Below are 24,435 nucleotides of genomic sequence, written 5' to 3'. Positions count from 1 at the left end.
CCTGTCGTAAACTAAACTCTTAGGTGTGAAGGGCTTTGATGAGGGCTTGAGTGATATCGTGTGTTGTGGCGCTACCGTTAAGATCTCGCGTGCGTAAGCCATCATGCGTTATGACTTGATGAATTGCAGCGGTGAGTTTGTGCGTTAAATCTTGTCGGCCAATATGGGAAAGCATCATGCCGGAGGCAATAAGTAGGGCAAGGGGATTGGCAACTCCTTGGCCTGCTATATCGGGAGCTGATCCATGGACTGCTTCAAAAATAGCCATGTTTTCTCCAATATTTGCACCGGGGGCCATGCCTAATCCGCCGACAAGACCTGCGGTGAGATCAGATAAAATATCTCCAAACAGGTTGGTCGTAACGATGACATCATAGTTTTCTGGCTTGATAACCAGTTCCATCGCACATGCATCGACAATGCGTTCTTCTAGAAGAATACGGCCTTGGTACTCTTGTGCAACACGGCGACCTTCTTCAAGGAAAAGCCCGCTGAAGATTTTGAGTATATTGGCTTTATGAACAAGAGTAACTTTTTTGCGGTTATTTTTAACCGCATATTCAAAAGCAAATCTTACGATTCTGTTACATTCCTTTCTTGTATTGAATCCTCCCCCGTAAGCTACGGCGTGTGGATCATTATCAAGAGGGATATAATGTTCTAGGGCTGCATAAAGACCTTCAATATTTTCACGAATAATAACGATATCTATATTCTCATAGCGTCCGTTTGGGATGACGGTACGAGCCGGCCGAACATTGGCGTACAAGTCAAACTGCTGTCGTAATGTTACGTTTATGGATTTAAATCCCGTTCCAACAGGTGTTGTAAGAGGACCTTTTAGGACGAGGCCTGTGTTCTTGATGCTTTGGAGTGTTGTGTCAGGAAGGGGAGTGCCACATTGGTTTATTGCAGCCATTCCTGCGATATGTTGTTCCCATTTAAAAGGGGCCTTGAGGTGATCAAGGATTGTTATGACCGAAGATGTAATCTCAGGGCCGATGCCATCGCCGGGCAGGAGGGTGGCAGAAATCATATCATTCATGATGCAGTCCTGAAGAGATGGGCTGAAAGCAGCATATGAACTTTAACGAGAAAAGAAAAAAGATCAAACGTTTGATGATCACTAGACGGCGAGTAGAGCTTCTTATTTAAAAACCAGCGACGAGATTATATTCGACAACAGCACCTTTGGAGCCAATGCTACGGGCGCGACGCAGCCTCCATCCTACATCAAGTGTGCTGTTGAGATGATGGGTGAGTTTGCTGGTGGTGGTTAGCCCAATACTGGAGAGGGTAACCGAATGAATCCCTTGGACAACTTGTTTGATTTGCCTGTTGTTTCCGTAATCCCAGAAAAAAGCGACAGATGTTTCATCATGTAAGTATTTCCAATTGAGAGCGTGACCGATTGAGAAGGTGGATGTTGCCCATTCAGCATTGAATACGTTGGCGTGGCTCCCAAAAGAGGTCGAAATATAGTAGCCACGTACTGAACCAATACCACCGAGCATCTGCTGCTCAGAGTAAAGAAGGTTTTTGTTCGCAGATTGGTGGATTACCTTTAAATTGAGTTTGGTTTTCCACCATAAATCAATAGAACGGCTCAAAGTTAATCGATCATAGAAATAATTAGGGCTGGCTCCAAGAGAAATGGTTTGATAGGCAGCGCGATTATTGCGGCGTGTCATTCCTCCCGGGCCGTAAACCATTTGATTGCTAAATTCGGTCTTGCCAAAAGGATCCTGCAGGGAGCCAGAATAAATGAAAAGGAACTGGTTAGTATCAGCATTACCAATCGTTAACGCATATTCACCTTTCTTTTGATAAGAGTTAGCATTTTTCCAGTCATATCCTAGTTGAATGTTGCCATCTAACCCAAAATGAGAACCAATTGCCCAGTGCTGCAACATGTGTTGCCAGCGAAAGGAGACGGAAGCACCGCCACCATAGTTTTGGTAATCCACGCCGGGCGGGGCTATAGGGTGAGATTTGGCATAGTTACCAAAAATGATGATTGAATTGCGAGAAGTAATTGGGATTTGCCAAGCGGCGGCGTGGTTAAAATTACGGTCTGTGGTTGTGCGGCTGTATTGATAGGTAATAATCTGATCAAGGTTGAAGGCATTTCCCCATGAGCCACCGACAGCCCATCCTGTTCGGCCAATTGTAGGGTCATTTTGGTTGTTGACGCTGGAAAAAAAGTACAGTGGCAGACGGTCGGAAACGTAAATATCAGCATTTGTTTTGCCGGTTTCCTGACCGGGTGAAAAGATAATCTCAGAGGAACGGAACGGACTACGATTGAGCCAGTCTACATCGGACTGTAAGGCGCTCAGGCTTGGGGTTGCGCCTGAACGCAAACCGCTTTCATAGCGTATGAGATCCTTTGAAAACCAACGATTCCCTGTAATGGTGATATTGCCGATTTCATATTGGCGTAAAAGAACGTGTAGTTCACCATCAACAATTTTTTGAGGTGGAATATAAGCATAGACGAAAGGCTTATCGAGAGTTCGACATGCTGCATTAACGCGTTTGATGATTAAGTCCAGTGTTTGGGCAGTGAGGGGGCGGCCGATAAAAGGTTTTACGGCGGAAGTCATATCCAGCTCTGTCCCGGGGAGGGGATGTGAGAGGTCCTGATTTTTACTTGTAAAAGCGACGATGACTTTTTTTAGACTGTGAATAATTTCTTTTGTATTGGTTGAGTCATCAATCGAAGGGATTTCAGATTGAGGGGGTGGTGGGCTGACAGGGTTATTTTCAAGCGAAGGTTTAGAAAAGACATTTGGGGAAGGCGTAATGTTGGGAGTAGATTGGAAAGGAAAAACAGCCTGTGCCTGTGCTTGTTTATGGGTAACGAGGGTAAATAATAATATTGAGGTCGCTGCGTGTTTAAATCTCAAGGTTAAGGGCTCTTGCTTTGAGATGGAGTATTCGACAATAGGATTGCACTATTCCCCGGTAGAGGAACGGCATAATTGGCAGAGCGTATCTGGGCATGATTGCCTGCCATTCCGTAAAGATTTCCGTTGTTTTTTGCTAAAGTCTGTGCCGCAACATGAACTAGTGTGTCCTCATTCGGGTTTTTAGAAAGGCATATTTCTGGGACGATAAATACACCTACAGGGCCAACGGACGAGTTCATGATTGGTTGCAATTTTCCTTGGCAGCCGGGGTAATGAAGGCTTTTGATGTTCATGGTTTTAATATCCATAACACCAATAAAAACAGGCTCAAGCTTCCCGTTTTGATTTACACTATGCCTTCTTTGAGATATTGTGTTGTAATTACCATATTTAGAGTTTTGAATATTATTATATTTTTCTTTCTCTTTTTCGTCTAATACTTTTCCCTCGTTGGTTATATAATAATATTTACCGTGAGATTGGATTGTTTTCTTTATTTTTTGTGGATGTTCACCAATAACTCCATCAAGCACACCATTGGCCGATGCTGAGCTTCGTGCGCCTGGTGCGTACATTGTGGCTTGCATGATTGCTGCTGACGCATCTTGTGCGTAGCTCTTTGATGAGGAAAAGCTTATCGATTCCAGAATAAGGGCCATTGCAAGGCAATATTTTGGAAGGCCACATGTAAGCATATTGGTTGTTTATTCCTCTGTGGTAAGCAAAAGATAAAACCAGATTTACGTGTGTTTATGGCAACGCATCATTTGACATAATGTTTCTAAATCTGTGCGAATCAACAAAAAATTTTATTTTTTCAATAAGTTATGCTGTTTTTTTATATGCTGAACAAATTAATGCGTGAAAGTTGTTGCAAATAATTCTCATTAAAACTAAGAACAAAAAACCAATTATTTTTGTATCTTCTTAGTTTGCTGAGGCCTTCATGACACGCTTTGTTCGGAATTATATAACTCCGTTGACAATTGCTGGAACCTTTCTCGTTTCTGCTCAGACATATGCTGCGAGTATGTCTGAGCAGAAGAAAGAGAAAGATAAAAAGGCACAACAGAAAACAGATGCTGCGGATCATCATAACCAACAGCAAAGTGTTGATGCCACGCATGTTGAGAAAATGACCGTTCATGGGCATATGTTTAATACTATGCATCAGGACTTGGGATTTTCTCGGATGCCGCAAGATGTGATGCATACCCCTCAAAATATTAATGTTGTGCCGCATGAGCTGATGCAGCAACAGAATGTAAAGTCTCTGGATGAAGCATTACGTAACGTACCCGGAGTGACCACTTCGATTGGTGAGGGTGCGGGAGGAATGAATGGAGACCAATTCCTTATTCGTGGTTTCCCTGCCCAGAATGATATGTATGAAGATGGGTTGAGAGATTTTGGTGTTTATTCACGTGATTCATTTAATTTAGATACTGTTTCCGTTATCAAGGGGCCGTCTTCTGAAGTTTTTGGGAATGGAACAACGGGCGGTGCCATAAATATGGTAACAAAGGCACCAACATTGAAAGACCGCTATTCTGCTGAGTTCTCCGGTGGTTCGGGGAGCTATTATCGTGGAACGTTAGATTTTAATAAAAGACTAGGAGATTCGACCGCTTTCCGTATTACCGGAATGGGGGACGAACATAATTTGGTTGGGCGTGATTATCTTTATTCTCACCGGTGGGGAATTGCTCCGTCATTGACTTTTGGCTTGGGAAAAAAAGCGACATTAGTGTTGCAGTATATGCACCAGCAAGAGAACTCCATTCCTGATTATGGTGTTCCAGTGGTGAAGAAACCTGGTGCAGCTTATGGGCAACCCATTACGGAATATGGTGTGCGTCGGACAAACTGGTATGGGACAGAAAATGACCAGAATGCGACGAATGATAATATGGAAACAGCCCGGTTTTCTTATAATCTGAATAAACACATCAAGTTTTATGATGATCTGAGAGGTGGAGAATATTACCGAACATTTGGTGCCTCTAAGACCAATTGTGATGCCACTTGTGTTAATAATTATTTCTTGGGAGATCCGAACAAAGCTCTCGTCGCCCGGTCAGGTTCTGCAGGGGCTGGAAAAGGAACTGGTCCAGGAACCTTCATGGCTCCGCTTCCTTACGAACAAAGAAGTTGGTCCGTACAAAATGTGGGGTCGATGGTTGCGGACTTCAAAACGGGCTTTTTAAGACATCAGGTTGTTACAGGCTTTGATTTGGAGCGTGTAAGTGATGTTCGGGCACAAAAGACCTATTTAAAGGCTACCCCTTATGCAAGCTTGGTGAATCCCAACCCCAATGTGGGAAATCTAAATTTGGTTTATGGGCAGCAAAATCCTAGCGGTCTGGTGAATTTGCCGGGGATTGGTGCGAAGTCCAATAGTAATGGATATGGGTTTGATACCGGCATGTTCTTTTACGATCAGATTTGGCTCGTAAAGTGGTTGTCTGTTAAAGGCGGCTTCCGTTGGGATCGTTGGCAAACAAGTTATAATGTTAAGGGAGGAGATCTTTCAAAATATCCTGACAAACATTTCCATGATGTCTCTAATGTCTTTAATCCCAATGTAAGTTTGATTGCAACGCCGGACGAACATCAAACATATTACTTTACATGGGCAAGCTCTACGACCCCAATGGGTATGTATGTTACAAATGGATCGGTACCTATCCGTCCGGGCACCAATTCCTTCGCAAGCCCAGAAAAATCTCAATTATATGAAATTGGAGCAAAATATAGTTTGTTTCATGATCGGATGGGTTTTACGGCATCTTTGTTCCGTTTGGATAAAGGGAATGCGCTGTATCAGGATCCGAATGATCAAAGTGTAACAGGTTCTTCAGATACACAACGGAACCAAGGGCTCGAGTTGTCGGCTGGGGGGGTAATCCTTCCGGGCTGGAACGTAACGGCAACCTATGCGCTTTATGACAGTTCGACACGCTCTTCTTCAACGCCTGGAGCAACGGGTAAGAATATACAGAATGTGCCTCATAATCAGGCAACGCTATGGTCTGTTTATAGTGCGTTTCCGAACAAGGTTTATAACGTTTCCTTCGGTGGCGGTGTGACATGGCGCCAACATGTTTGGCTAGACGTTGCTAATACAATGCGTGCACCAGCTAATCTTGATTTTGATGCCGTGATTTCGCATCACTTTAACCAGCATTGGAAGGTGTCAATGAATGGTTATAACTTGGCTAATCGGGTCAATTATCAGAACTTGTTCGCTAACCGTGCGACACCATCTACCGGTCGAACATTCCTTGGTCAGTTAGAGTTCGTATATTAAGGAAGGTGAGAGTTATCTTTACCTATAAGGAATGAGGTTTATCCTCATTCTGGGTAAAGATGATTTTTTGTGTATTTTTTATTTGGCTTAGTTTTGTAAAGAAAAATTTGCATTACAAAAAAGAAATAATCTTAGCTATAAACTCATAGCCCAACACTTTTTTTTAAAAAATCTTCCAGTTATATAAGGGCAATGAAAGTTCTTTTTTCTTACATTGCTCAACCCCATCAGATGTTACATTCATTTCCAATTGCGATGGAGATGGCTGCTCATTATCCAGATGTTGATATTCATATTGCGTGTATGACGCAAAAGCACCTTGAATATGCTCAATTTTTAGGCTCTTTTTATCCTGAATGCCCTGTAAAATATAAATTATTCACAATGCCTGAACTCTTGCGCCGAGTAATAGATCAGAAAGGAACAGGAGTTTTTGAGAAATTAACAACACTCTTATTAAATAGAAGGTATTTTCAGGGGTTTAATGCGATTGTAGTTCCTGAAAGAACAACCCTCTATCTTAAGCGTATGGGTGTTAAAAAACCGAAGCTTATCTGGACGAGGCACGGGGCTGGTGATCGAGCTATTGGCTTTGCGCGCGATACTGCTTTGTTTGATTTTGTATTGATCTCAGGAGAAAAGGTCGAAAAGCGTCTTTTAGAACAAAACGCAATTAAGCCGGGGCAATATTACCGAGGGGTGTATCCCAAGTTTGACATTGTTAAGAAAATGGAATGTCAAAGGGAAAAATTTTTCAATAATGATAGGCCAACAATTTTATATAATCCGCATTTTAAAAGCAAATTGTCATCATGGCCGGCTTTGGGTGAAAAAATCATTCAGTTCTTCGCTCAGCAGGATAAATATAATTTAATTTTTGCACCTCACTACCGTCTTTTTGATAACCAAAGAAAAGAAGGTGAGAGGTTGATTAGTCAATACACGGGACACCCGCATATTCTGATTGATCCAGGAAGTCAGAAAAGTATAGATATGAGTTATACGATGAACTCTGATCTTTATTTGGGGGATGTGAGCAGCCAGATTGCTGAGTTTATGATTAAGCCGCGACCTGCACTGTTTTTGAATGCTCATCATGTAAAATGGGAAGAAGATAAGAATTATCGTTTCTGGAAATTGGGTAATGTTATTGAGAATATAAATAATTTATCACACGAGCTAGATCGATCATTTGAAGACCATAGTAAATATTTAAAAGATCAATATGAATATATCGCAGATACGTTTGATTTTTCTTCTAACGAAGGAAAAGTGGCTGAAGCGACAGCCGCTATTCTAGCATATTTACGCGCATAATGAAGCTTCTCACGTAGAAGCAAATTTAACTTCGTGTGACCGATGTGGAACAAGGTCCTGCTTCGTGCGTATCGGTTAAACTATATATTTGTTCAATTTTGGTATGATTCAATTTGAAGTAGGATACTTCGGGGAGATGTGGAATGCAGCGTAATTGGGGCTCTCGCCTTATTCGAGAAAAACAAGAAGTTTTCAAAAGCGACCAATCGCAAAGAAGAAGTATTTTTCCTGCTATGCTCGCTTTTCTTTGTTTATGCTTATTGGCTGTGCCTCAAAAAGGTTTTGCGGACGTATCTGCCGATAATTCTCATAAAAGTGTTCAGCAAGCGCCACGCTTAACGTCTGATCAGACCCAGCAATTATTGGGTGTTTTAGATAATGACAAGAAGCGCCAAGAATTTATTACCACATTAAAGAATCTTAGTGCCGCCCAGCAGCAAGGGCTGGCCCCGGGTAAAAAAGCTACACCGGGTGCTGCACCTGCTAAGCAGAACTTGGGTGAGGCGTTATTAAGCAGCCTTGTTGTCGGTGGCAAGACCGTTCAACATGAAGGCCAGATTCTGATTAAAACGATTGGTAATTTTCGTTCCTTAGGGCCTTGGTTACTATATGTTCGTGATACTCCTGATGCTCAGAATGAAATAATTAAGATCTTGATCAGAATAGGAATTTTGGTCGTTGGAGGAGGGGTAGCGTCTTTTCTTTTGAAACTTGTGCTGCGACGTCCAAAGCAGATTATTGAAAACAAGGCGCGTCAAAATAATTTGCGCAAGGAGCTGTCTGAGCATCGCAAGATGCAAGATGTAAAAAAAGATGCACAAGATGACCTTGAGCAAGAAAAGCAGGATGTAGTTCAAGAGAAACAAAATGATGAGTTACTTAAAAAAGAGCAGCCATCTGAAAAGGTAGAAACCGAAGCAGAGCGCTTAGAACGCGTTGAGCAAGAGCAGGCAGATCGGCTCCGGCATCAGGGATCTTTAGTGCGGTTAATGCTCGCACTCTCTCGATTGCCATTTTCACTGGGATGTTTCATTTTAGACCTTATCCCAATAGCCCTGTTTCCAATTGTGGCATTGTTGATACAAACCTTCGATGTAAATGGTGATGTGCACACGATAGAAGCACTTGATGCCATCGCCTGGATTGGTGGGGTGGCAGCATTTGGTTTTGTTGCTTTGATGCGAGCCATTTTTTCCCCGGATCAAGTATGGCTGCGTTTGGCTATGGTCGGGGATACTGGTGCTCGCTTTTGGTTTGTGTGGCTTCGTCGTTTAGCGATTACCTTTGGAACTTGTTACTCCATATTGTCTGTATTCTCTACTTTTGGGATGCCAGATAATGTTGTGATTGCCTTTGGTAAAATCATGGCACTCGTATTGCATGTCATGATTGCAGTTATGATTTTGCAAGCTCGTAGACCTATATCAAAAGCGTGTAACCGTATTGCTGATCACAGCCGCTTTAGTGGGCTGATCCGCTTTTTGGGTCATTTCTGGTGGGTTGCTGCCCTGTTTTTTGATTTGGGCTTGTGGCTTGTTTGGGCCGCTGAGATCCGAGGTGGGTATGAGCAAATAGCAGCATTATTTTTGTGGACGTGTGTTGCTGTTATTATTATCCGCTTGCTGAGTATTATGGCCTATGGCTGCTTGGAACGTTTATTTAAAGCTGTTCCTATTTGGCTAGATCTTAATGATGAATCAAAAGAAAGGCTCTCACGGTATCGTCCAGCAGTCCGTCGTGCTGTTTCTTTTGTGATGGGCGTTGTCTCTGTTGTTGTTTTTTCTATTGCTTGGGGAGTTCCTGTTAAGGAACTGCTGGGGCATGGAAGTATTGGTATCCATCTTTTATCATCGCTTTCAACGATTGTTGTTGCTGTTATTCTGGGAATGATCGTTTGGGAGGCAGCCAATATATTTATTGAGCGGCATGTTGAGAAAATAAAGAAAGAACCAGATGGGTTCGCTCGTGTGGCGCGCTTGCGCACATTGCACCCAATGTTCCGCATCATTTTGATGACGATTCTTATTGTGATTATTGGGTTAACAGTACTTTCGGAGTTAGGGATTAATACAGCTCCCCTATTGGCGAGTGCTTCGATTTTTGGTGTAGCCTTGGGTTTTGGATCTCAGAAACTCGTTCAGGACTTTATTAGTGGTATTTTCTTGTTGATGGAAAACGCGCTGACAGTTGGAGATGCTGTTACGCTGAATGGAACTTATGGCGTGATTGATAAGCTCTCTTTGCGGACGGTTCATGTTCGTGCGAATGACGGGTCTATCAATATCTTTCCGTTTAGTTCTTTGAGCCAGATTGTTAATTATAACCGTGATTTTGCAAGAGCGCTTATCGTTGCTGAAGTCGGGTATTCAGTAGATACAGATGCTGTTGTTCAAGCGTTTAGAGATATTACTGCGGGATTACGCGAAGACCCGGACTTTAAACACTTGATTATTGATGACTTCCAATTAGGTGGGGTTGATTCATTAAATGATTCTTCTGTGACGGTAAAAGGAACGTTGCCCACAACGCCAGATGGTCGTTGGCCTGTGCAACGCCAGTTTTATCGTCGTATGAAGAAATATTTTGAAGAGCATGGCATTGATATGCCGTTCCCGACAAGGACACTTGAGATTCCTGCTTTGGAAAGCCTCGTGAAAAAAGAAAATAAACAAGGTGAAGCTCAAGAGGAAATCAAAATCGAAAAAAAGGACGATTAAAAAACGTCTTTAAATGAAGGGATATAAGAAGCGCCCTACCTTGGGCGCTTTTTTTATGAATTTAAACAATGCGTTGAATGAGGGTCTTTATTCTGTATTCGACGTCATCATGGCTTCCACCTAAGCGCCGATCAAGCCCAAGAATAACAATCCCATGCACAGCTTCATACATGGTTCGTGCAAGTATTGCAGCTTCATCTGGAGGGAGGGTAGTTTTTAGATCCGAGGAAAAAAGAGTAGTGATGCGTGTAATTAAGTTATCTCTTAATGAAAGATAATCAGGAGGAAGTTCTTCATGTGCTTCTAGCCGAAGAGCAAAAAGGGCATCCCAACGATTTAAATGATCACGTGCATATCGAAAATAAGCAAGAGCAAGCGCTTCTAAACGGTTTTGAGTCGTTTTATGGTGAATAGATTCCGCTTGTTTAAACATATATGCGCCCATTTCTTGTAGGGTACGCGCATTTACAGCCAGAATAACCGCTTCGAGACCATTAAAAAGGTAACTTAAAGACCCTAAGGCGCATTTTGCGCGGGAGGTAATGGCGCGTGCTGTACAGGCTTTAAGACCCTGTTCTGTGATGATGCTTTCTGCGGCGTCTGTGATGAGTAATTTAAGTTCGTTGGGATCTCGTCCTTTACGGCCCATGGGGGATTCCTTTTTAAATGAAGCTTTGGAGTGCCAGAAAAATTCTTCCGAAGCAATTTTTTTGAACGGTGTTCATTTCTTTCTTGACGGGAAGGATATTTCTCTATTTAATGAACATTGTTCAAAAAAAAGAAGGTATGAAAATGAGTACAAATAACGCAGTAACAAATTCTTCAAGCTGGATCATGTTTACTTGGATATGTTTTTTTATATCTATTTTTTCGATGGCGGCTGCCGTCCTTTACATGCCAATGCAAAGTTGGTTACGCGCATATTTGGGGCTATCGGCACTTTTTATTGTTCAGTCTTCGATTTCACTTTCGAAAACACTGCGTGATCAGGCTGAACAAATCTCTGTTTCAAAACGTGGTAATTGATTTTATAAAAATCAGGTTCCTAGAAATGGGAACCTTTCATCATTAAAGCATACACAATTTAACCAGAAAAATAATATTATGATACCGTATTAAATTATTTAAAGGGATAATAACTTTTTTGTGTACGTGCAAATGTGGATTTTGGGCCTAATATTCTATAGTCCACGTATTAATATTACTGAGTTTAAGGGGTTTTATGCCGCAGATAAGACTTAAAGCTGGAATGAAAGCAATGCTTTTAAGTCTTGCAGCTGGTGGAATGTTATTAGGTTCTCATTCTGGATTGGCGCAAGAACGTAAAGTGGGGAGCTTTCTGAAGCCCACGAAGGTTTCAGCGGCGGATAAGAAATTTATTAATGATTTGGAGTATAAAACATTTCGATGGTTTTGGGATACGGCAAACTCCAAAACAGGGTTGGTGCCTGATCGTGCTCCCTTACCTAAAGGGGCGGCAAGTATTGCGAGTGTCGGTTTTGGGCTAACGGCTTATGGCATTGGTGTTGAGCGTGGGTATATTACGCGTAACGAGGCAGTAGAAAGAACACTTAAAACATTAAAATTTATTGAAAGCCTGCCACAAAATGACCGGCCAATGGGTAGCGCTGGATATAAAGGGTTTTATTATCATTTCTTAGATCAAGAAACGGGGTTACGCGTAGCGGACTGGTCAGAATTATCGAGTGTTGATACGGCACTCTTTATGAGTGGCGTTTTGTTTTCTCAGTCTTTTTATACGCGTAATGATGCTCGTGAGAAAGAAATTCGACAGATTGCTGATCGCCTGTATAGACGAATTGATTGGAATTGGATGAGTGTTAATCATCCTTTCCTTAGCATGGGATGGACGCCACCTAATCATTACCTTTCTAACGATTGGAAAGGGTATAATGAGGGTTTGATTATTTATCTTCTGGCAATGGGCTCTCCCACAAATGCTGTGCCGCAAAATACATGGAAGACTTGGACAGATTCTTACGCTCATCAATGGGGAGAATTTCAGGGATATAAATTCTTGAACTTCGCACCTCTTTTTGGGCACCAATATAGCGAATCGTGGATTGATTTTCGTGGCATTCAAGATGATTTTTCTCGTGCTCATAACACGGACTATTTCCAAAATAGTCGTGCCGCAGTTTACGCACAAAGAGCATATGCGATGGCTAATCCTGGAGATTGGAAGGATTATGGAGCCAATATCTGGGGCTTAACAGCGTGTGATGGTCCGGGGGATGAGAAGCAGTCCTATAATGGTAAGATGCGGCATTATATGTCCTATTCCGCGCGTGGTGCAGGATTAGACTATATTTCAGATGATGGAACTCTTGCTCCTACGGCTGCAGGAGGGTCTATTGCTTTTGCTCCTGAAATTGTAATTCCTGCTCTGCGTGAAATGCATCAAAAATACGGTGATCGTATTTATAATCAGTATGGATTTTTAGATTCGTTTAATCCGTCTTTTCAGAAGGATGGTCACTATTGGGTGGCCAACCAGCAACTTGGCATCGATCAAGGGCCTATTTTGCTGATGATTGAAAATTGGCGGAATGGTTTTGTTTGGAAGGTTATGAAAAAGAATAAATATGTTCGTAGCGGATTAATGCGAGCTGGCTTCCAAGGGGGGTGGCTATCGCATAAACGATAATTAATATGAGGGATGATTGGTTATTTGTTTTGTACTGATATAATTATCCCTTAATCTTTTTTAGAAGGCAGGGTTTCTATGCTACGTGTTTTGTTGGCTATTATTCTTCCGTGGTTGCTGTTCTTTACGATTGGGCGTCCCTTCGCAGGTGTTCTCTGCCTGATTTTACAAGTTACTGTCATTGGTTGGATTCCTGCGGCTATTTGGGCTGTGTATGCCTTGATGAAGTATAAAGAAGCGAACCCAGCATAATTTTGGTATAATGGTATAGAAATGCAGAGCCAAAGGTTCTTGAATTAATAGAACCTTTGGCTCTGCATTATTGTTTTGAGGTATTTATTATGGCTGTTTCATCTCTGTCGAAACAGGGGCAGAATGTTATTGTATTAAATGATGGCCATGAGATGCCTCAATTGGGTTTGGGTGTGTGGCGCATGCCTGAGAGCGAGACCGCTCAGGTTGTGCGTAAAGCGGTAGAAATTGGCTATCGCTTGGTGGATACGGCCTATCTCTATCGAAATGAGCAAGCGGTTGGTGAGGCTTTAAAAGACCGTCCAGACGTTTTTCTGACCTCCAAGGTTTGGAATGATTCTCAGGGGTATGATGAAACTTTGAGAGCGTATGAGAAGAGCACCAAACTATTAGGGCGCTCTATTTTGGATTTGTATTTAATTCATTGGCCGATGCCTGACCAAGGGCTGTATGTTGAAACATGGAAAGCGCTTGTTGAGTTAAAGAAGGAAGGGCGCGTTAAGTCTATTGGGGTTTCTAACTTTCAGCCGGATCATTTAAAACGGATTATGGATGCGACTGGAGTAGCCCCTGTGGTGAATCAGATTGAGGTGCATCCCTCATTTCAGCAACGTGATGTCAGAGCGTTTAATACACAACATCATATCTACACAGAAGCCTGGCGTCCTTTAGGGAAAGGGAATGTGTTGGATAATCCTGTCGTGGTCGGGATTGCTCAACGTGTGAAGAAAACCCCTGCACAGGTTGTTTTGCGTTGGCATGTGCAGAATGATTTAATTGTTATTCCTAAAACTGTTAATGAAGAGCGTTTGAAAGAGAATTTTTCGATTTTTGATTTTGAGTTGTCACGCGAAGATATGCAGGCCATTGCTCAAATGGACAGAGCGGATGGGCGAATGGGGGCTCATCCAGATACAGCTAAGTTTTAAAAAGAGAAGAAGAGGGCTGGACTTCTGGTCGGGTCGTACCAATTTGGTTAAGGAAGAGGCACAGCTATGACTGTGCCTTTTTAAGTATGTCTGGCTTTAAGAAAACGCGGCATAAAATTATTTGAGTTGAGAGAGGTTTTTGTGACGACACCGAATGAGCAGGATTTTCGTTATGCAATGTCGCAGTTTGCAACGGGTGTCGCAGTTGTTACGGCTAAAGGCAGTGAAGGAGAGCAAGGGGCAACGATTAGTGCTTTTAGCTCAGTTTCCCTAGACCCATTATTATTTCTGGTTTGTTTAAATCGTTCGAGTTCGACATACCGTGCCGTGTCAGAAGCAAAGCGTTTTGGGTTGAGTATTTTAAATAAAGACCATCAAGATGAAGCTTTGCTCTTTGCTAAACGTGAAGGGGATAAGTTTTCCTCCCCAAACGTTGAACGAGCAGAAGACGGCACCGCTTTTATCAGGGATGCTCTTGTTCAGATGCATTGTGAGTTGGTTGAGACGTTTCAGGGTGGATCGCATGCGATCTTTATGGCCAAACCGCTTTCGATCAAATTGAATGAACAAGATCCCTTATTATATTTCCAAGGGAAGATAGGTTTTACGTGCCAATAAAGGCACGTTGTAACCTTATTGTTCTGCGCGTTCTTGAATGGTGCTTGTAATATAGCTTTGGATGCGTGGTAATCTTTCGTGTTTGTGTGTGGACCAAAAATGGATAAGGGTAGGGCGTTTAGACGCCGTCACATAGGGATAAACATTATCCCCTGTTCCGACTGCGACATGTGGAGACAAGAACGCTTCATCAATACAATCTAATTTATACGTTACGTAGTTAAGTACAGCCTGATCGACCCAACCATCGGTCTGGCCGGTAACAATCATACGAGTGATAATCCTTACAACCATTTCAAAAGCTGTTCGTGCGACTGCAAGGTTGGGAATACCAATAATTCCTGAATTAAAGCCGTATTCGATATTAGGATATTGGCCTTCTTGAGCGAAGAACGACCTTCCGACAGATTCTGCTTCTGTATAACGTGAAGGAATGATGATGACGCCGGGATGATTTTCTGTTCCAGCGCAAACTTTGGATGAAGTTAAGATCCCTTCAAGCACAGGGAAAATTGTATCGTTACAGACGATGTCCGTATCCAGATATAAAATGGGCTGATACTGCTCGAAAAGCGGAAACTTTGTGATGTGATAGCGGGCGCGCCACATCTCGATGCGCGTGCTTGCATGATCATGAATAATATGGAGCTGCCCGGGGAATGTATCAGGGATGATGGAGTGCATATCACGACGGTCGGTAATGATGCAGATATCGCCTGTATAGTTCCCTATATTTATGAGGGATCGAATGCTTTCTCGTGCGAGTTCTTTTTGTTCTTCATCTCCAAAAACGACAAAATATATGAGGGGGTTATATTTGATATATGAATCAACCATTAGGCCGCGAGAGAGCGTAAGGTTTGTGGTGTCAGTATAAAGTTTTTTCAGATTATGTTGGTTTTCAATGAAGTCGTAGTATTTGTCTGAAATATAGAATCCATTTGGGGTTTTATGGATCTTATCCGATGAATGTAATTGCCAATTGAATTTTGAGAGCCACGCATGCTCTAACAAAGACGCGGAGAATTTGTTTTTGGTATATTCGACACATTCGAAGATTTCCCACCCAGCTATTTCTGAGCGGTTAAAAATGAGCTCCCATGTATGGGGTTCTGCAGCGCCAAAATAACCATTATGATGAAGGACAACTTTATGGCTATCGATAGGAATAACTTTAAACTGGGTTAGAGGAAAATAATTCTCATTTTTTATAATGAAAAGACATTTTCTGTCGTAGTAAATAGGAAGGATATTTTCAGAAGGAAAAAGTCCACTGCTTCGAGCGATGGTTTCATTGGTTATATCGTAATAAAGGGTTTCTTGGTGATAATCTAACAAAGTAAAATATGGTATAGGATTTATATTTTCCATCGCGATGAGCTTACCTTTATTAAAGCTGGGGGATATTGCGTAAAATATGACAGCCTCGTCAAGAAGAAGGTTGTATTGAGAATGATAATCATTATAATATTCGTCACACAAAGTGTGTCATTCATGATTGTTAGGTAAGCCAATGTTGTATGTCGCACTTTCTATGGCTTTGAGTCTTTTCGCCAGCTTTTGCCTGTATATTTCCGTTCCCTCGCAAAGAGTATTTGCTCATAAAATGCCTGTTCTTGTTGGAGGGGTTTTAACAGCTTCTTCCATCGTGAGTGCGATTATTATGTTGTCTTGGCATGTTCAGGTTGTTGTGGCCTGTTTAATGGTGGGGCAGGAGATGATGCTAGCATGTATAGGCTGGCCTATAATTGTCGCGCTTTTCGAGCGTAGAAAGACACTGGCGTGATTTTTTCCAAGGAGCGATTAGGGGCTGAAGAAGAAAATTGGTTGTTAAAAGCCTTGGTCGGATTGACTCTGGGAGCCTTATTTACCGTTGGAGTGATTGGAAGTATAGGACTGCTTGTCCATGCTGATCCACAACTTAAAACAGCATCCTCTCAACTTCTAAGGTGGCTCTTTGCACCTCTTTGGGTTGGCATGATCATGTTCTCTGTGTTGTTTCAGTCTGTTCCCCGTGCGTGGTGGGGACTGGGTATTATGAATCTCTTTATTTGGTTTTTATATTTTTGTTTGCGTAGTTTTTTATTATGAAAATCAGCAATGATGTTTTCCGTCTCTATCGGAATATACATAGTTTAATCGGAATCATTGCGAGTTTATTCTTATTTATTGCCTTTTATGCTGGTGGTTTTACCATTTTGGAGAAGCCTTTATCTGAATGGGCAGCACGTTTTCAGGCTCATCCATCTCCGGTAAAGTATAGTCAATTGGATGAGCTATTTAAAAAAGCGCAGTCAGATTATCTTGTCAAAAGTGTAAATTTTTCCTTGGTTTTGCATCCTGCCCTTACACAGCCATCGAGTTTGATGTGGACGGCGGTAGCGAACCGAGATTTTGGCCCCCGTTTAACGACATATGCAGGACTGGCTTCTGACGGACAGCTGGTCTTGCAACAAGAGACGGCATCGCAGGCAATCTACTTTATAAATATGCTTCATCAGCGCATGGGGTTGCCTCTTAATCATGATTGGGGGCGCCTGATTATGGGGTGTGTAGTGCTTCTTTACAGTGCTGTCTTAATTTCTGGATTAATTATCGTTTTGCCTTCTTTTGTACGGAATGTGTTTGGATTTCAGTTTTCAGACAAGCCAAGACGTCAATGGATGGATTTTCATACATTATTGGGTATTGGGTCTTTTCCGTTTCATGTATTGATTGCCATTACGGCATTAGGGTTTGCTTTTGGCCAGCAAATAGGCGCTTTAGAGAAAATATTGTTTACGCCTCCAGTTCATTTAAAGAAGGAGGAGCGATCAACGCTGAGACCCTCTGTGGCGGTGCAAGCACCTAAGACTGAAATTTTTCTTCCTCCCACGGTCATTGTTGAAAGTGTGAAGAAAAAATTTCCGGATTTTTCACCGGATGCGTTGGTGTATCTTCGGCATGGAACGCGTTTTGTGGTGCGTGTTGTTGAGTATGATGGGCATCAGATCAATCGACGTGTTGAAGGCGGATATGCGGAAGTTGACCCATATTCAGGCCAAATGATCTCCAGTGATTTTGTCACAGGTCACCAAACATGGGCCTTTATGCTCGTAACGTTAATGTACACTCTGCATTTCGGCAGCTTTGGAGGGATATTTAGTCATGTAGGGTATGCTATTTTGGCTTTTGGGGGAGCTTTTTTATTCTATTCAGGAAATCAGATGTGGCTTGCTGCACGTCGACGGCAAGAAAGAACAAGTGGGCCTATTCGTGGTCAATTAAATAGCGCTGTTTTTTCGGCTCTTGTTTCAGGGGTTACATTCGGAAGTGTTGCAGGGATATCAGCGGTTTTGTTGCTAATTCCAATGATGAGTGAGGGAGGGCATTATCGTACTTTTGAAGGAGTGTTTTATTTAATTCTGATTTCCAAAATAGTCATTTCTTTTTATTTGGGAGAACAAAAAAGTGTTAAATATTTTTCTCTTTTCTCAGCGATAATGACTTTGAGCATCCCTTTTGTAGATTGTTTTTTTCGACCAGAAGGAGGGTGGAGCGCAGGTGTCATTGAAATAAATTGTATTATGCTATTTTACGGAATTTTTTTGATGTTTTTATCTTATTTGAGTTGGTGTAAATAGAGGGAAATAATTTCTATAACATACCTGCGGCCATATCGATTGCGGCTGGCATAGAGACCAAGCGTGTAGGTGCGTAGCCAATATGGCCGTGTCGGATGAAGGTTTGTTGATCTAGTTTTGTGCCGAGGAGAGAAAAGCACTCTTTATTGGTTCTTGGCATTTTGAAATGAACCCATTTTCGCTGCCCATCAATAAGCATGGCTGTTGCATCTTCAAAGTTGTCTTGTTCCGGATACGCTATTCGCTCTGCGAGATGTAGTCCGGTGCATGTATCCCAGTGCGTGCCGATCATCAGGATAGAGGCGTTAAGCTTGTAGAGTTTCCCTAAAGGAGACGTAAGACCGAAAGGATCTTCTAACGGGTGGTGAGCAAGAATATGCGCAGCCTCCGGTCCTTGAGCGGTAAAAGAAGCCTGAGGGTGGTTGCTTCGGAGCGTGTGGGGCCAAAGCCGAAAAGTTTCAGCGATAATACCCATATTGCGTGTAGGGCTAAGATGAGGGTCAAAGGCGGGTATATTATTGCGGATCGTATCCCACCAGTCTTCAGGAAGGGTAGGATCATACCACGAGGCAGGGTCACTATATTCAAAAGACTGGGCTGGCATGACGAGTGTCCCTTTTGGTCCAATCGCCTCCAAAAGTGATTCGATGACGGTTCGGGCGCCACCGCACACCCATCCCATGCGGCTCATGGAGGCATGAACCAGAACAATCTGACCTGTTGAAAGACCAATCTTCCTGAAATCAGTTAGGAGTCGTTCTTTTGTAATGGGTTCGGATGAGCGGGCGATGGCTGCTGCTTCCGTCATAGATTTAAAATTTAGCCTCGGCCGCGATAACCGGGGACATCTTGGGGGGGAAGCCAAACGCCTGCGGGTGGTTCGCCAGTCTGCCAGAATACGTCGATTGGGATTCCTCCCCGAGGGTACCAATATGCTCCAATACGAAGCCATTCAGGGTCAAGTAGTTCAATGAGGCGTTCTGCGATGGTAACGGAGCAATCTTCATGGAAAGCACCGTGGTTACGAAAGCTTGTCAGGAAGAGCTTGAGGGATTTGCTTTCAACGATCCATTGGCTGGGGATGTAGTCAATGACGATATGAGCGAAGTCTGGCTGACCGGTTACGGGGCATAAGGATGTGAACTCAGGGGCAGTGAAGCGAACAACATATTTCCGCCCCTGATGAGGAGAGGGGACACGTTCCAATTGTGCTTCTTCGGGAGAGTTTGCAGCGGCCGTATTTCGGCCGAGTTGGCTCAGAGCTTCTGTTCCCGGCGCGGAAGGGCCTGTTGGTGTTGTGTGGTTTGGCATGCATTTATCCTAAGAATTTGGCTTCTTATTCAAGGTGTTGGACCATCTTTAGGTGTTACTTCATATATGATTCTTTCAAGAAGATGACGACAAAGTTTGCAAAATAGTTCGATTCAGTGCAGAAGACGGCCCTAAATACTATTTTTGATACATCCGTCTGGAACTGTATGGAACTCCGTAATATCGCCATCATCGCACACGTTGATCATGGCAAAACGACACTTGTTGATCAGCTTCTCAAGCAATCTGGCTCATTTCGTGAAAATCAGCAGGTTGCTGAACGCGCAATGGATAGCAACGATCTTGAACGTGAGCGTGGCATCACCATCCTTGCTAAATGTACCTCCGTTGTGTGGAACGACACGCGTATCAATATTATTGATACGCCGGGCCACGCGGACTTCGGTGGAGAAGTTGAGCGTATTTTAAGCATGGTCGATGGTGCGATCATTCTGGTTGATGCTGCTGAAGGTGCATTACCTCAGACAAAGTTTGTTTTGGGTAAAGCATTGGCCCGTGGTTTGCGCCCGATTGTGGTTGTAAACAAAATTGACCGTGGTGATGCACGTCCTGATGAAGTGCATGAAGAGATTTTTGATCTTTTTGCTGCATTGGGCGCCGATGAAAAGCAGCTTGATTTCCCAATGCTGTATGCTTCTGGCCGTCAAGGCTGGGCAGACTTAGAGATTGATGGCCCTCGTAAGGATCTTTCTCCGCTGTTTGACTTGGTTTTACGCCATGTTCCAACTCCAGGTCTGGATAAGGATGCACCTTTTGCGATGGTTTCGACCATTCTTGAGAGTGACAACTTCCTTGGACGTATTTTGACAGGTCGTATCGATCAGGGACGTGCAAAGGTTAATATGCCTGTGCGTGTTCTTCGTCGTGATGGGACGGTTGTTGAAACGGGTCGTTTAACGAAGCTGCTTTCGTTCCGCGGCTTGGATCGCGTGCCTGTAGATGAAGCTGAAGCTGGTGACATTGTTGCGGTAGCAGGGCTATCAGATGCGACAATTCCAGATACGCTAGCTGACCCTTCTGTTGAAGCGCCTTTGCCTTCTACACCAGTTGATCCACCAACCTTGTCGATGACTTTCCGTATTAACGACGGTCCTTTGGGTGGTCGTGAAGGGAAGAAGGTTACCTCACGTCAGATTCGTGACCGTTTGTTTAAGGAAACAGAAGGTAACGTTGCGATTAAGGTATCGGAAAGCCCAGAAAGCGAAGCGTTTGAAGTCGCTGGACGTGGTGAGCTTCAGCTTGGCGTTTTGATTGAAACGATGCGTCGTGAAGGCTTTGAGCTTACGATTGGTCGTCCACGCGTCTTGTTCCGTGAGAATCCAGAAACAGGTGAACGTGAAGAACCATTCGAAGAAGTTCTGATTGACGTTGACGAGCCATATTCTGGTGTCGTCGTTGAAAAAATGTCTTTGCGTAAAGGTGTTATGCAGGACATGCGTCCATCAGGTGGTGGAAAAGTTCGTTTGACGTTCTTGATCCCATCACGTGGATTGATTGGTTATCATGGTGAGTTCCTGACAGATACACGTGGAACAGGCCTGATGAACCGTCTGTTCGAAGGGTATCATCCTTATGTTGGAACGATTGAAGGCCGCCGCAATGGTTCTTTGATCTCCGCAGAAGATGGTGCAACAACCCAATATGCTCTGTTCTCCTTGCAAGATCGTGGAACATTGTTCGTTGATGCTGGTGAGAAGATTTACCAAGGGATGATTCTCGGTGAGCATTCACGTGAGAATGATCTTGAAGTGAATGCTGTACGTGAAAAGAAATTAACAAACATGCGTGCAGCGGGTAAAGATGAGGCTCTTTTGCTCATTCCGCCAAGAAAAATGAGCCTTGAACAAGCAATTGCGTATATTGAAGATGATGAATTAGTTGAAGTAACACCTTCTGCTATTCGTATCCGCAAGCGTTATCTTGATCCGCACGAACGTAAGCGTGCAGCAAAAACCAAGACTGCGTAAGGCTTTTTTAGCAAAGAATAGAAAAATGCGAATCGGAAAACCGGTTCGCATTTTTTTTGAGGAAAAGAAAAGGTGTCATAAATAAGGCTGAATGAGGCTATTTTTTCGTAATAGGCACAAATTTCATAAAGTTAATGCGCGACCAGAACGGAAACAAATGGTAATATGAATCATAGCTGCTATGGCTTTGTCATGTGCAGTTGTTTCTTTTTTAGTTTCTTGGAGCACGTTTCCCAGATGCGTCTTTTCAATCGTTCATTCATCGCTGCTGTTTCTGCTATTGCTCTAACAGCTGCGGCTCCTGCTTTTGCTGATCCAGCTGCTGCACCTGCAGCTCCTGCACCTGCTGCAGCTGCACCAGACGCTTCAGCTCCAGCTGCAGCTCCTGCATCTTCAGCAGACACAACATCAGCAGCTCCTGCTGATTCTTCTGCACCACGTGCAAAGAAGCACCGTCACAAAAAGCACCACCGTAAAGGTCACAAGAAGGCTGCTCAGTCTTCATCAAGTGATGCAGCACCTGCTTCTAACTAAGAAGTAAGGCTTCCTTCTTGGGTAACTGAGAAGGGACGAAAAAGGATCTGCTTTTGGCAGGTCCTTTTTTTATGTTCGATACCCATATTGATAGAGCATTGAATGGAATAAATATTTCGTATATTTTCACTGTGGTGTTGATAAGAAGAGTATTAACGGTAGTGAAGATCAGAAGCGTGAGTATTGAAAATAAAAAAAATCAAGATTTCTTGAGTTTCAATAATATAGAGTTGTTGAATGTAAAAAAGAATAGAAAAAATGATTTGTATCATTATTTCATGACGATAGGATGGATTAGATTTTCGCTCATTACCGCGCTGTTCTATTTTGTAGCATGTTTGTTTTTTGCAGTTTTGCTGTATCCTGAATGGCAAGAAATAACATCTTTAAAAAATCCAAGTATCGGATCACTTTTTTTCTTTAGTGTTGAAACAATGTCGACCGTGGGGTTTGGCTTTATGGCGCCGACACAAGCTGTCGCGCATACGGTGGTGTCGATTGAGTTGTTTGTTGGTGTACTCATTAACGCCGTTGTTACAGGGTTAGTATTTGCTCGTTTTACGCGTGCTACATCCATGATAAAAATGAGCGATAATATTGTTTTATATAAAGAGAATGGGAAGCAGTTTTTAGGTATTCAAATTCATAATGAACGTAGTAATAGAATGCTGTCTTTAAATGTAGAAGCTACTTTATTAAAGATTGTCAAAACAAGTAATCATGCGGTTACTCCAACCACAACAAAGATAAATGTTAACCACGAATTTATTCCAACATTAAAATATTATCGTAATATATGGCATGAGATTGATGAAACGAGCCCATTATATGGAATTACAGAAGAGGATCGGCAACGAGATATATTCGCTATTTTCGTATATATTAGTGGGATGGACGACATTACAATGCAAACAGTTTTCTCGTATAAAATTTATCAGATGAAAGACGTAAAAGTAGATCATATTTTCGATGATATTATGACACTGCGTGATGATGGGAAAATTATTTTTGATGTGAGTAAGGCTGGGAAAGTTAAACTCGCTTCTTCCAGTTGAGTGAGTTTTTACAAGAGGAAGAAAAGAGGGGGATGTTTTAAAGAATGCGTGAGTATTTGGTTTTGAAATTTCTTTATCGGTAAAGATGGTTTATTAAATAAAATATTTCGCTTCCTAGAAAGCGCATGATTAAAGAAGATATACTATATGTCACAGGATCAAGTTTTACCTAAAGCATTGGTTATCCATAGGGAAAAAGACTTACGGTTAGAGGAGTGGAGGGTAGCTACTCTTCAGCCTGATGAAGTGTTGATTCGTCCTGCGTGGGGTGGGATCTGTGGTTCGGACATGCATTATTTTCTTCATGGAGGAGTTGGTGCATCTGTCTTGAAAGAACCAATGATTTTAGGCCATGAAGTGTCAGGTGTTATTGCTGCTCTAGGATCACATATTTCTGGTTTTAAAGTGGGGCAAGAAGTCGGGATTCACCCAGCGTTGCCGTGTGGTCATTGTGCTGAGTGTAATAAAGGTTTGTCGCGTCTGTGTCGGAATATGCAGTTCTTTGGAAGTGCAGCGCATTTTCCTCATACAAATGGTGGTTTTCGGACTGCAATGACCGTAAAAGGTTCACAGGTTCATGCCTTACCAAAGGGCCTTTCTTTAAAGCATGCATGCTTAGCAGAACCGCTTTCTGTAGCCCTCCATGCGATATCCCGTGCAGGTAACTTGAAGGGAAAACGAATCCTTGTGCAGGGAGTAGGCCCAATTGGTTCTCTTATTGTGGCGGGGCTTACAGAGCATCAGGCCGCATCGGTTGTGGCCACAGATTTGCAGGATTTCCCTTTAAATATTGCTTCTCACCTTGGAGCAACACAGACAATTAATACGTCTAAAGTTACCCATCAGGATGAATATGATATCGTTTTTGAAGTGACTGGTGTGGCCTCAGCATTAAAAGAGGCAATCGCACGGACACAAAAAGGTGGAATTTTAGTACAGGTTGGGATTTTCCCACCAGGTGATGTACCAGCTCCGATTGGTCAAATTATAGCGCGAGAAATCGATTATCGTGGAACATTTCGTTTTGATCGTGAATTTAGTGAGGCTTTGAGAGTTTTAAGTGAAAAACCTTGGATAGCAGAAGGCTTAATTACGCATTGTTTTCCATTAGGGAAATTTCAAGATGCATTTGATACAGCTCTTGATCGAACAACATCTTCTAAAGTCCTGCTTGATTTGCAAGATGTTGTTGGCGGCTAAA

Annotated in this window: 22 protein-coding genes; 15 read left to right on the top strand and 7 right to left on the bottom strand. The window is 42.7% G+C overall.

Going from position 1 to position 24,435, the window contains the following annotated elements; genetic code table 11:
* Positions 1–19 precede the first annotated feature (19 nt).
* The 3 genes from E3D00_RS03175 to E3D00_RS03165 form a co-directional block, all read right to left on the bottom strand.
* Positions 20–1,045, bottom strand: coding sequence for an isocitrate/isopropylmalate dehydrogenase family protein (locus E3D00_RS03175; RefSeq protein ID WP_141459883.1), 1,026 nt, complete (start codon positions 1,043–1,045; stop codon positions 20–22).
* Positions 1,046–1,151: 106 nt separating this feature from the next.
* Complete coding sequence (locus E3D00_RS03170) at positions 1,152–2,909, bottom strand: ShlB/FhaC/HecB family hemolysin secretion/activation protein (protein WP_141459881.1); 1,758 nt, start codon at positions 2,907–2,909, stop codon at positions 1,152–1,154.
* Between the two features lie 2 nt (positions 2,910–2,911).
* A complete protein-coding gene (locus E3D00_RS03165) occupies positions 2,912–3,607 on the bottom strand; it encodes a hypothetical protein (protein WP_141459879.1) in 696 nt (231 codons plus the stop codon).
* Between the two features lie 251 nt (positions 3,608–3,858).
* On the opposite strand from E3D00_RS03165, the gene E3D00_RS03160 reads away from it, so the two are divergent.
* The 3 genes from E3D00_RS03160 to E3D00_RS03150 all read left to right on the top strand — a co-directional run bounded on the left by E3D00_RS03160 (position 3,859) and on the right by E3D00_RS03150 (position 10,256).
* Entirely contained in the window at positions 3,859–6,222 is a 2,364-nt protein-coding gene (locus tag E3D00_RS03160) for a TonB-dependent receptor (protein WP_141459877.1), read from the top strand.
* A 192-nt stretch (positions 6,223–6,414) separates the two neighbouring features.
* The gene (locus E3D00_RS03155) at positions 6,415–7,539 is read left to right on the top strand and encodes a CDP-glycerol glycerophosphotransferase family protein (protein WP_141459875.1); all 1,125 of its coding nucleotides are present in this window, start codon (positions 6,415–6,417) and stop codon (positions 7,537–7,539) included.
* 143 nt (positions 7,540–7,682) lie between these two features.
* Positions 7,683–10,256, top strand: a complete 2,574-nt coding sequence (locus E3D00_RS03150) for a mechanosensitive ion channel domain-containing protein (RefSeq protein WP_141459873.1) — start codon at positions 7,683–7,685, stop codon at positions 10,254–10,256.
* A gap of 61 nt (positions 10,257–10,317) precedes the next feature.
* Here E3D00_RS03150 and E3D00_RS03145 read toward each other — a convergent pair whose 3' ends face one another.
* Complete coding sequence (locus tag E3D00_RS03145) at positions 10,318–10,905, bottom strand: TetR/AcrR family transcriptional regulator (RefSeq protein WP_141459871.1); 588 nt, start codon at positions 10,903–10,905, stop codon at positions 10,318–10,320.
* Positions 10,906–11,015: 110 nt separating this feature from the next.
* On the opposite strand from E3D00_RS03145, the gene E3D00_RS03140 reads away from it, so the two are divergent.
* The 5 genes from E3D00_RS03140 (at position 11,016) to E3D00_RS03120 (ending at position 14,723) form a co-directional block, all read left to right on the top strand.
* On the top strand, positions 11,016–11,282 hold the full coding sequence (locus tag E3D00_RS03140) for a YiaA/YiaB family inner membrane protein (RefSeq protein ID WP_246091484.1): 267 nt from the start codon (positions 11,016–11,018) through the stop codon (positions 11,280–11,282).
* Between the two features lie 196 nt (positions 11,283–11,478).
* Positions 11,479–12,924, top strand: a complete 1,446-nt coding sequence (locus tag E3D00_RS03135) for a glucoamylase family protein (protein ID WP_246091483.1) — start codon at positions 11,479–11,481, stop codon at positions 12,922–12,924.
* A 78-nt stretch (positions 12,925–13,002) separates the two neighbouring features.
* Complete coding sequence (locus E3D00_RS03130; RefSeq protein WP_141459869.1) at positions 13,003–13,176, top strand: YqaE/Pmp3 family membrane protein; 174 nt, start codon at positions 13,003–13,005, stop codon at positions 13,174–13,176.
* A gap of 89 nt (positions 13,177–13,265) precedes the next feature.
* Positions 13,266–14,105, top strand: a complete 840-nt coding sequence (locus E3D00_RS03125) for an aldo/keto reductase (RefSeq protein WP_141459868.1) — start codon at positions 13,266–13,268, stop codon at positions 14,103–14,105.
* Between the two features lie 141 nt (positions 14,106–14,246).
* Positions 14,247–14,723 (top strand): flavin reductase family protein, encoded by a 477-nt coding sequence (locus E3D00_RS03120; protein ID WP_141459866.1) that lies wholly within the window; start codon positions 14,247–14,249, stop codon positions 14,721–14,723.
* A 15-nt stretch (positions 14,724–14,738) separates the two neighbouring features.
* Here the strand turns inward: E3D00_RS03120 and E3D00_RS03115 are convergent, their stop codons facing one another.
* On the bottom strand, positions 14,739–16,094 hold the full coding sequence (locus tag E3D00_RS03115; RefSeq protein ID WP_141459864.1) for a glycosyltransferase: 1,356 nt from the start codon (positions 16,092–16,094) through the stop codon (positions 14,739–14,741).
* Positions 16,095–16,329: 235 nt separating this feature from the next.
* Here E3D00_RS03115 and E3D00_RS03110 point away from each other — a divergent pair, with 235 nt between their 5' ends.
* Genes E3D00_RS03110 through E3D00_RS03100 form a run of 3 tightly spaced genes read left to right on the top strand, consistent with a single transcriptional unit; the run spans position 16,330 to position 18,346 of the window.
* Positions 16,330–16,509: a hypothetical protein gene (locus E3D00_RS03110; protein WP_141459862.1), complete on the top strand. Its 180-nt coding sequence runs from the start codon at positions 16,330–16,332 to the stop codon at positions 16,507–16,509.
* Positions 16,506–16,814, top strand: coding sequence for a hypothetical protein (locus E3D00_RS03105; protein WP_141459860.1), 309 nt, complete (start codon positions 16,506–16,508; stop codon positions 16,812–16,814). The genes E3D00_RS03110 and E3D00_RS03105 overlap by 4 nt, the downstream gene beginning before the upstream one ends.
* Entirely contained in the window at positions 16,811–18,346 is a 1,536-nt protein-coding gene (locus E3D00_RS03100; RefSeq protein ID WP_141459858.1) for a PepSY-associated TM helix domain-containing protein, read from the top strand. The genes E3D00_RS03105 and E3D00_RS03100 overlap by 4 nt, the downstream gene beginning before the upstream one ends.
* A 13-nt stretch (positions 18,347–18,359) precedes the next feature.
* On the opposite strand, the gene E3D00_RS03095 is transcribed toward E3D00_RS03100, so the two are convergent.
* Entirely contained in the window at positions 18,360–19,154 is a 795-nt protein-coding gene (locus E3D00_RS03095; protein WP_141459856.1) for an aminoglycoside N(3)-acetyltransferase, read from the bottom strand.
* Between the two features lie 11 nt (positions 19,155–19,165).
* Positions 19,166–19,657 carry a preQ(1) synthase gene (gene queF, locus E3D00_RS03090; protein ID WP_141459854.1) on the bottom strand — a complete coding sequence of 164 codons (492 nt, stop codon included), beginning with the start codon at positions 19,655–19,657 and terminating at the stop codon, positions 19,166–19,168.
* A gap of 167 nt (positions 19,658–19,824) precedes the next feature.
* On the opposite strand from queF, the gene typA reads away from it, so the two are divergent.
* From typA to E3D00_RS03070, 4 genes are all read left to right on the top strand, one after another.
* Positions 19,825–21,645, top strand: coding sequence for a translational GTPase TypA (gene typA, locus E3D00_RS03085; protein ID WP_141459852.1), 1,821 nt, complete (start codon positions 19,825–19,827; stop codon positions 21,643–21,645).
* Positions 21,646–21,882: 237 nt separating this feature from the next.
* A complete protein-coding gene (locus tag E3D00_RS03080) occupies positions 21,883–22,179 on the top strand; it encodes a hypothetical protein (RefSeq protein WP_246091482.1) in 297 nt (98 codons plus the stop codon).
* Positions 22,180–22,232: 53 nt separating this feature from the next.
* A complete protein-coding gene (locus tag E3D00_RS03075; RefSeq protein ID WP_141459850.1) occupies positions 22,233–23,234 on the top strand; it encodes an ion channel in 1,002 nt (333 codons plus the stop codon).
* Positions 23,235–23,381: 147 nt separating this feature from the next.
* Positions 23,382–24,434, top strand: coding sequence for an L-idonate 5-dehydrogenase (locus tag E3D00_RS03070; RefSeq protein WP_141459848.1), 1,053 nt, complete (start codon positions 23,382–23,384; stop codon positions 24,432–24,434).
* The last annotated feature ends 1 nt before the right edge of the window (position 24,435 follow it).

The sequence above is a fragment of the Swingsia samuiensis genome, from assembly GCF_006542355.1.
Taxonomy (GTDB): domain Bacteria; phylum Pseudomonadota; class Alphaproteobacteria; order Acetobacterales; family Acetobacteraceae; genus Gluconobacter; species Gluconobacter samuiensis.
This window is presented reverse-complemented; position numbering and strand designations above follow the sequence as displayed.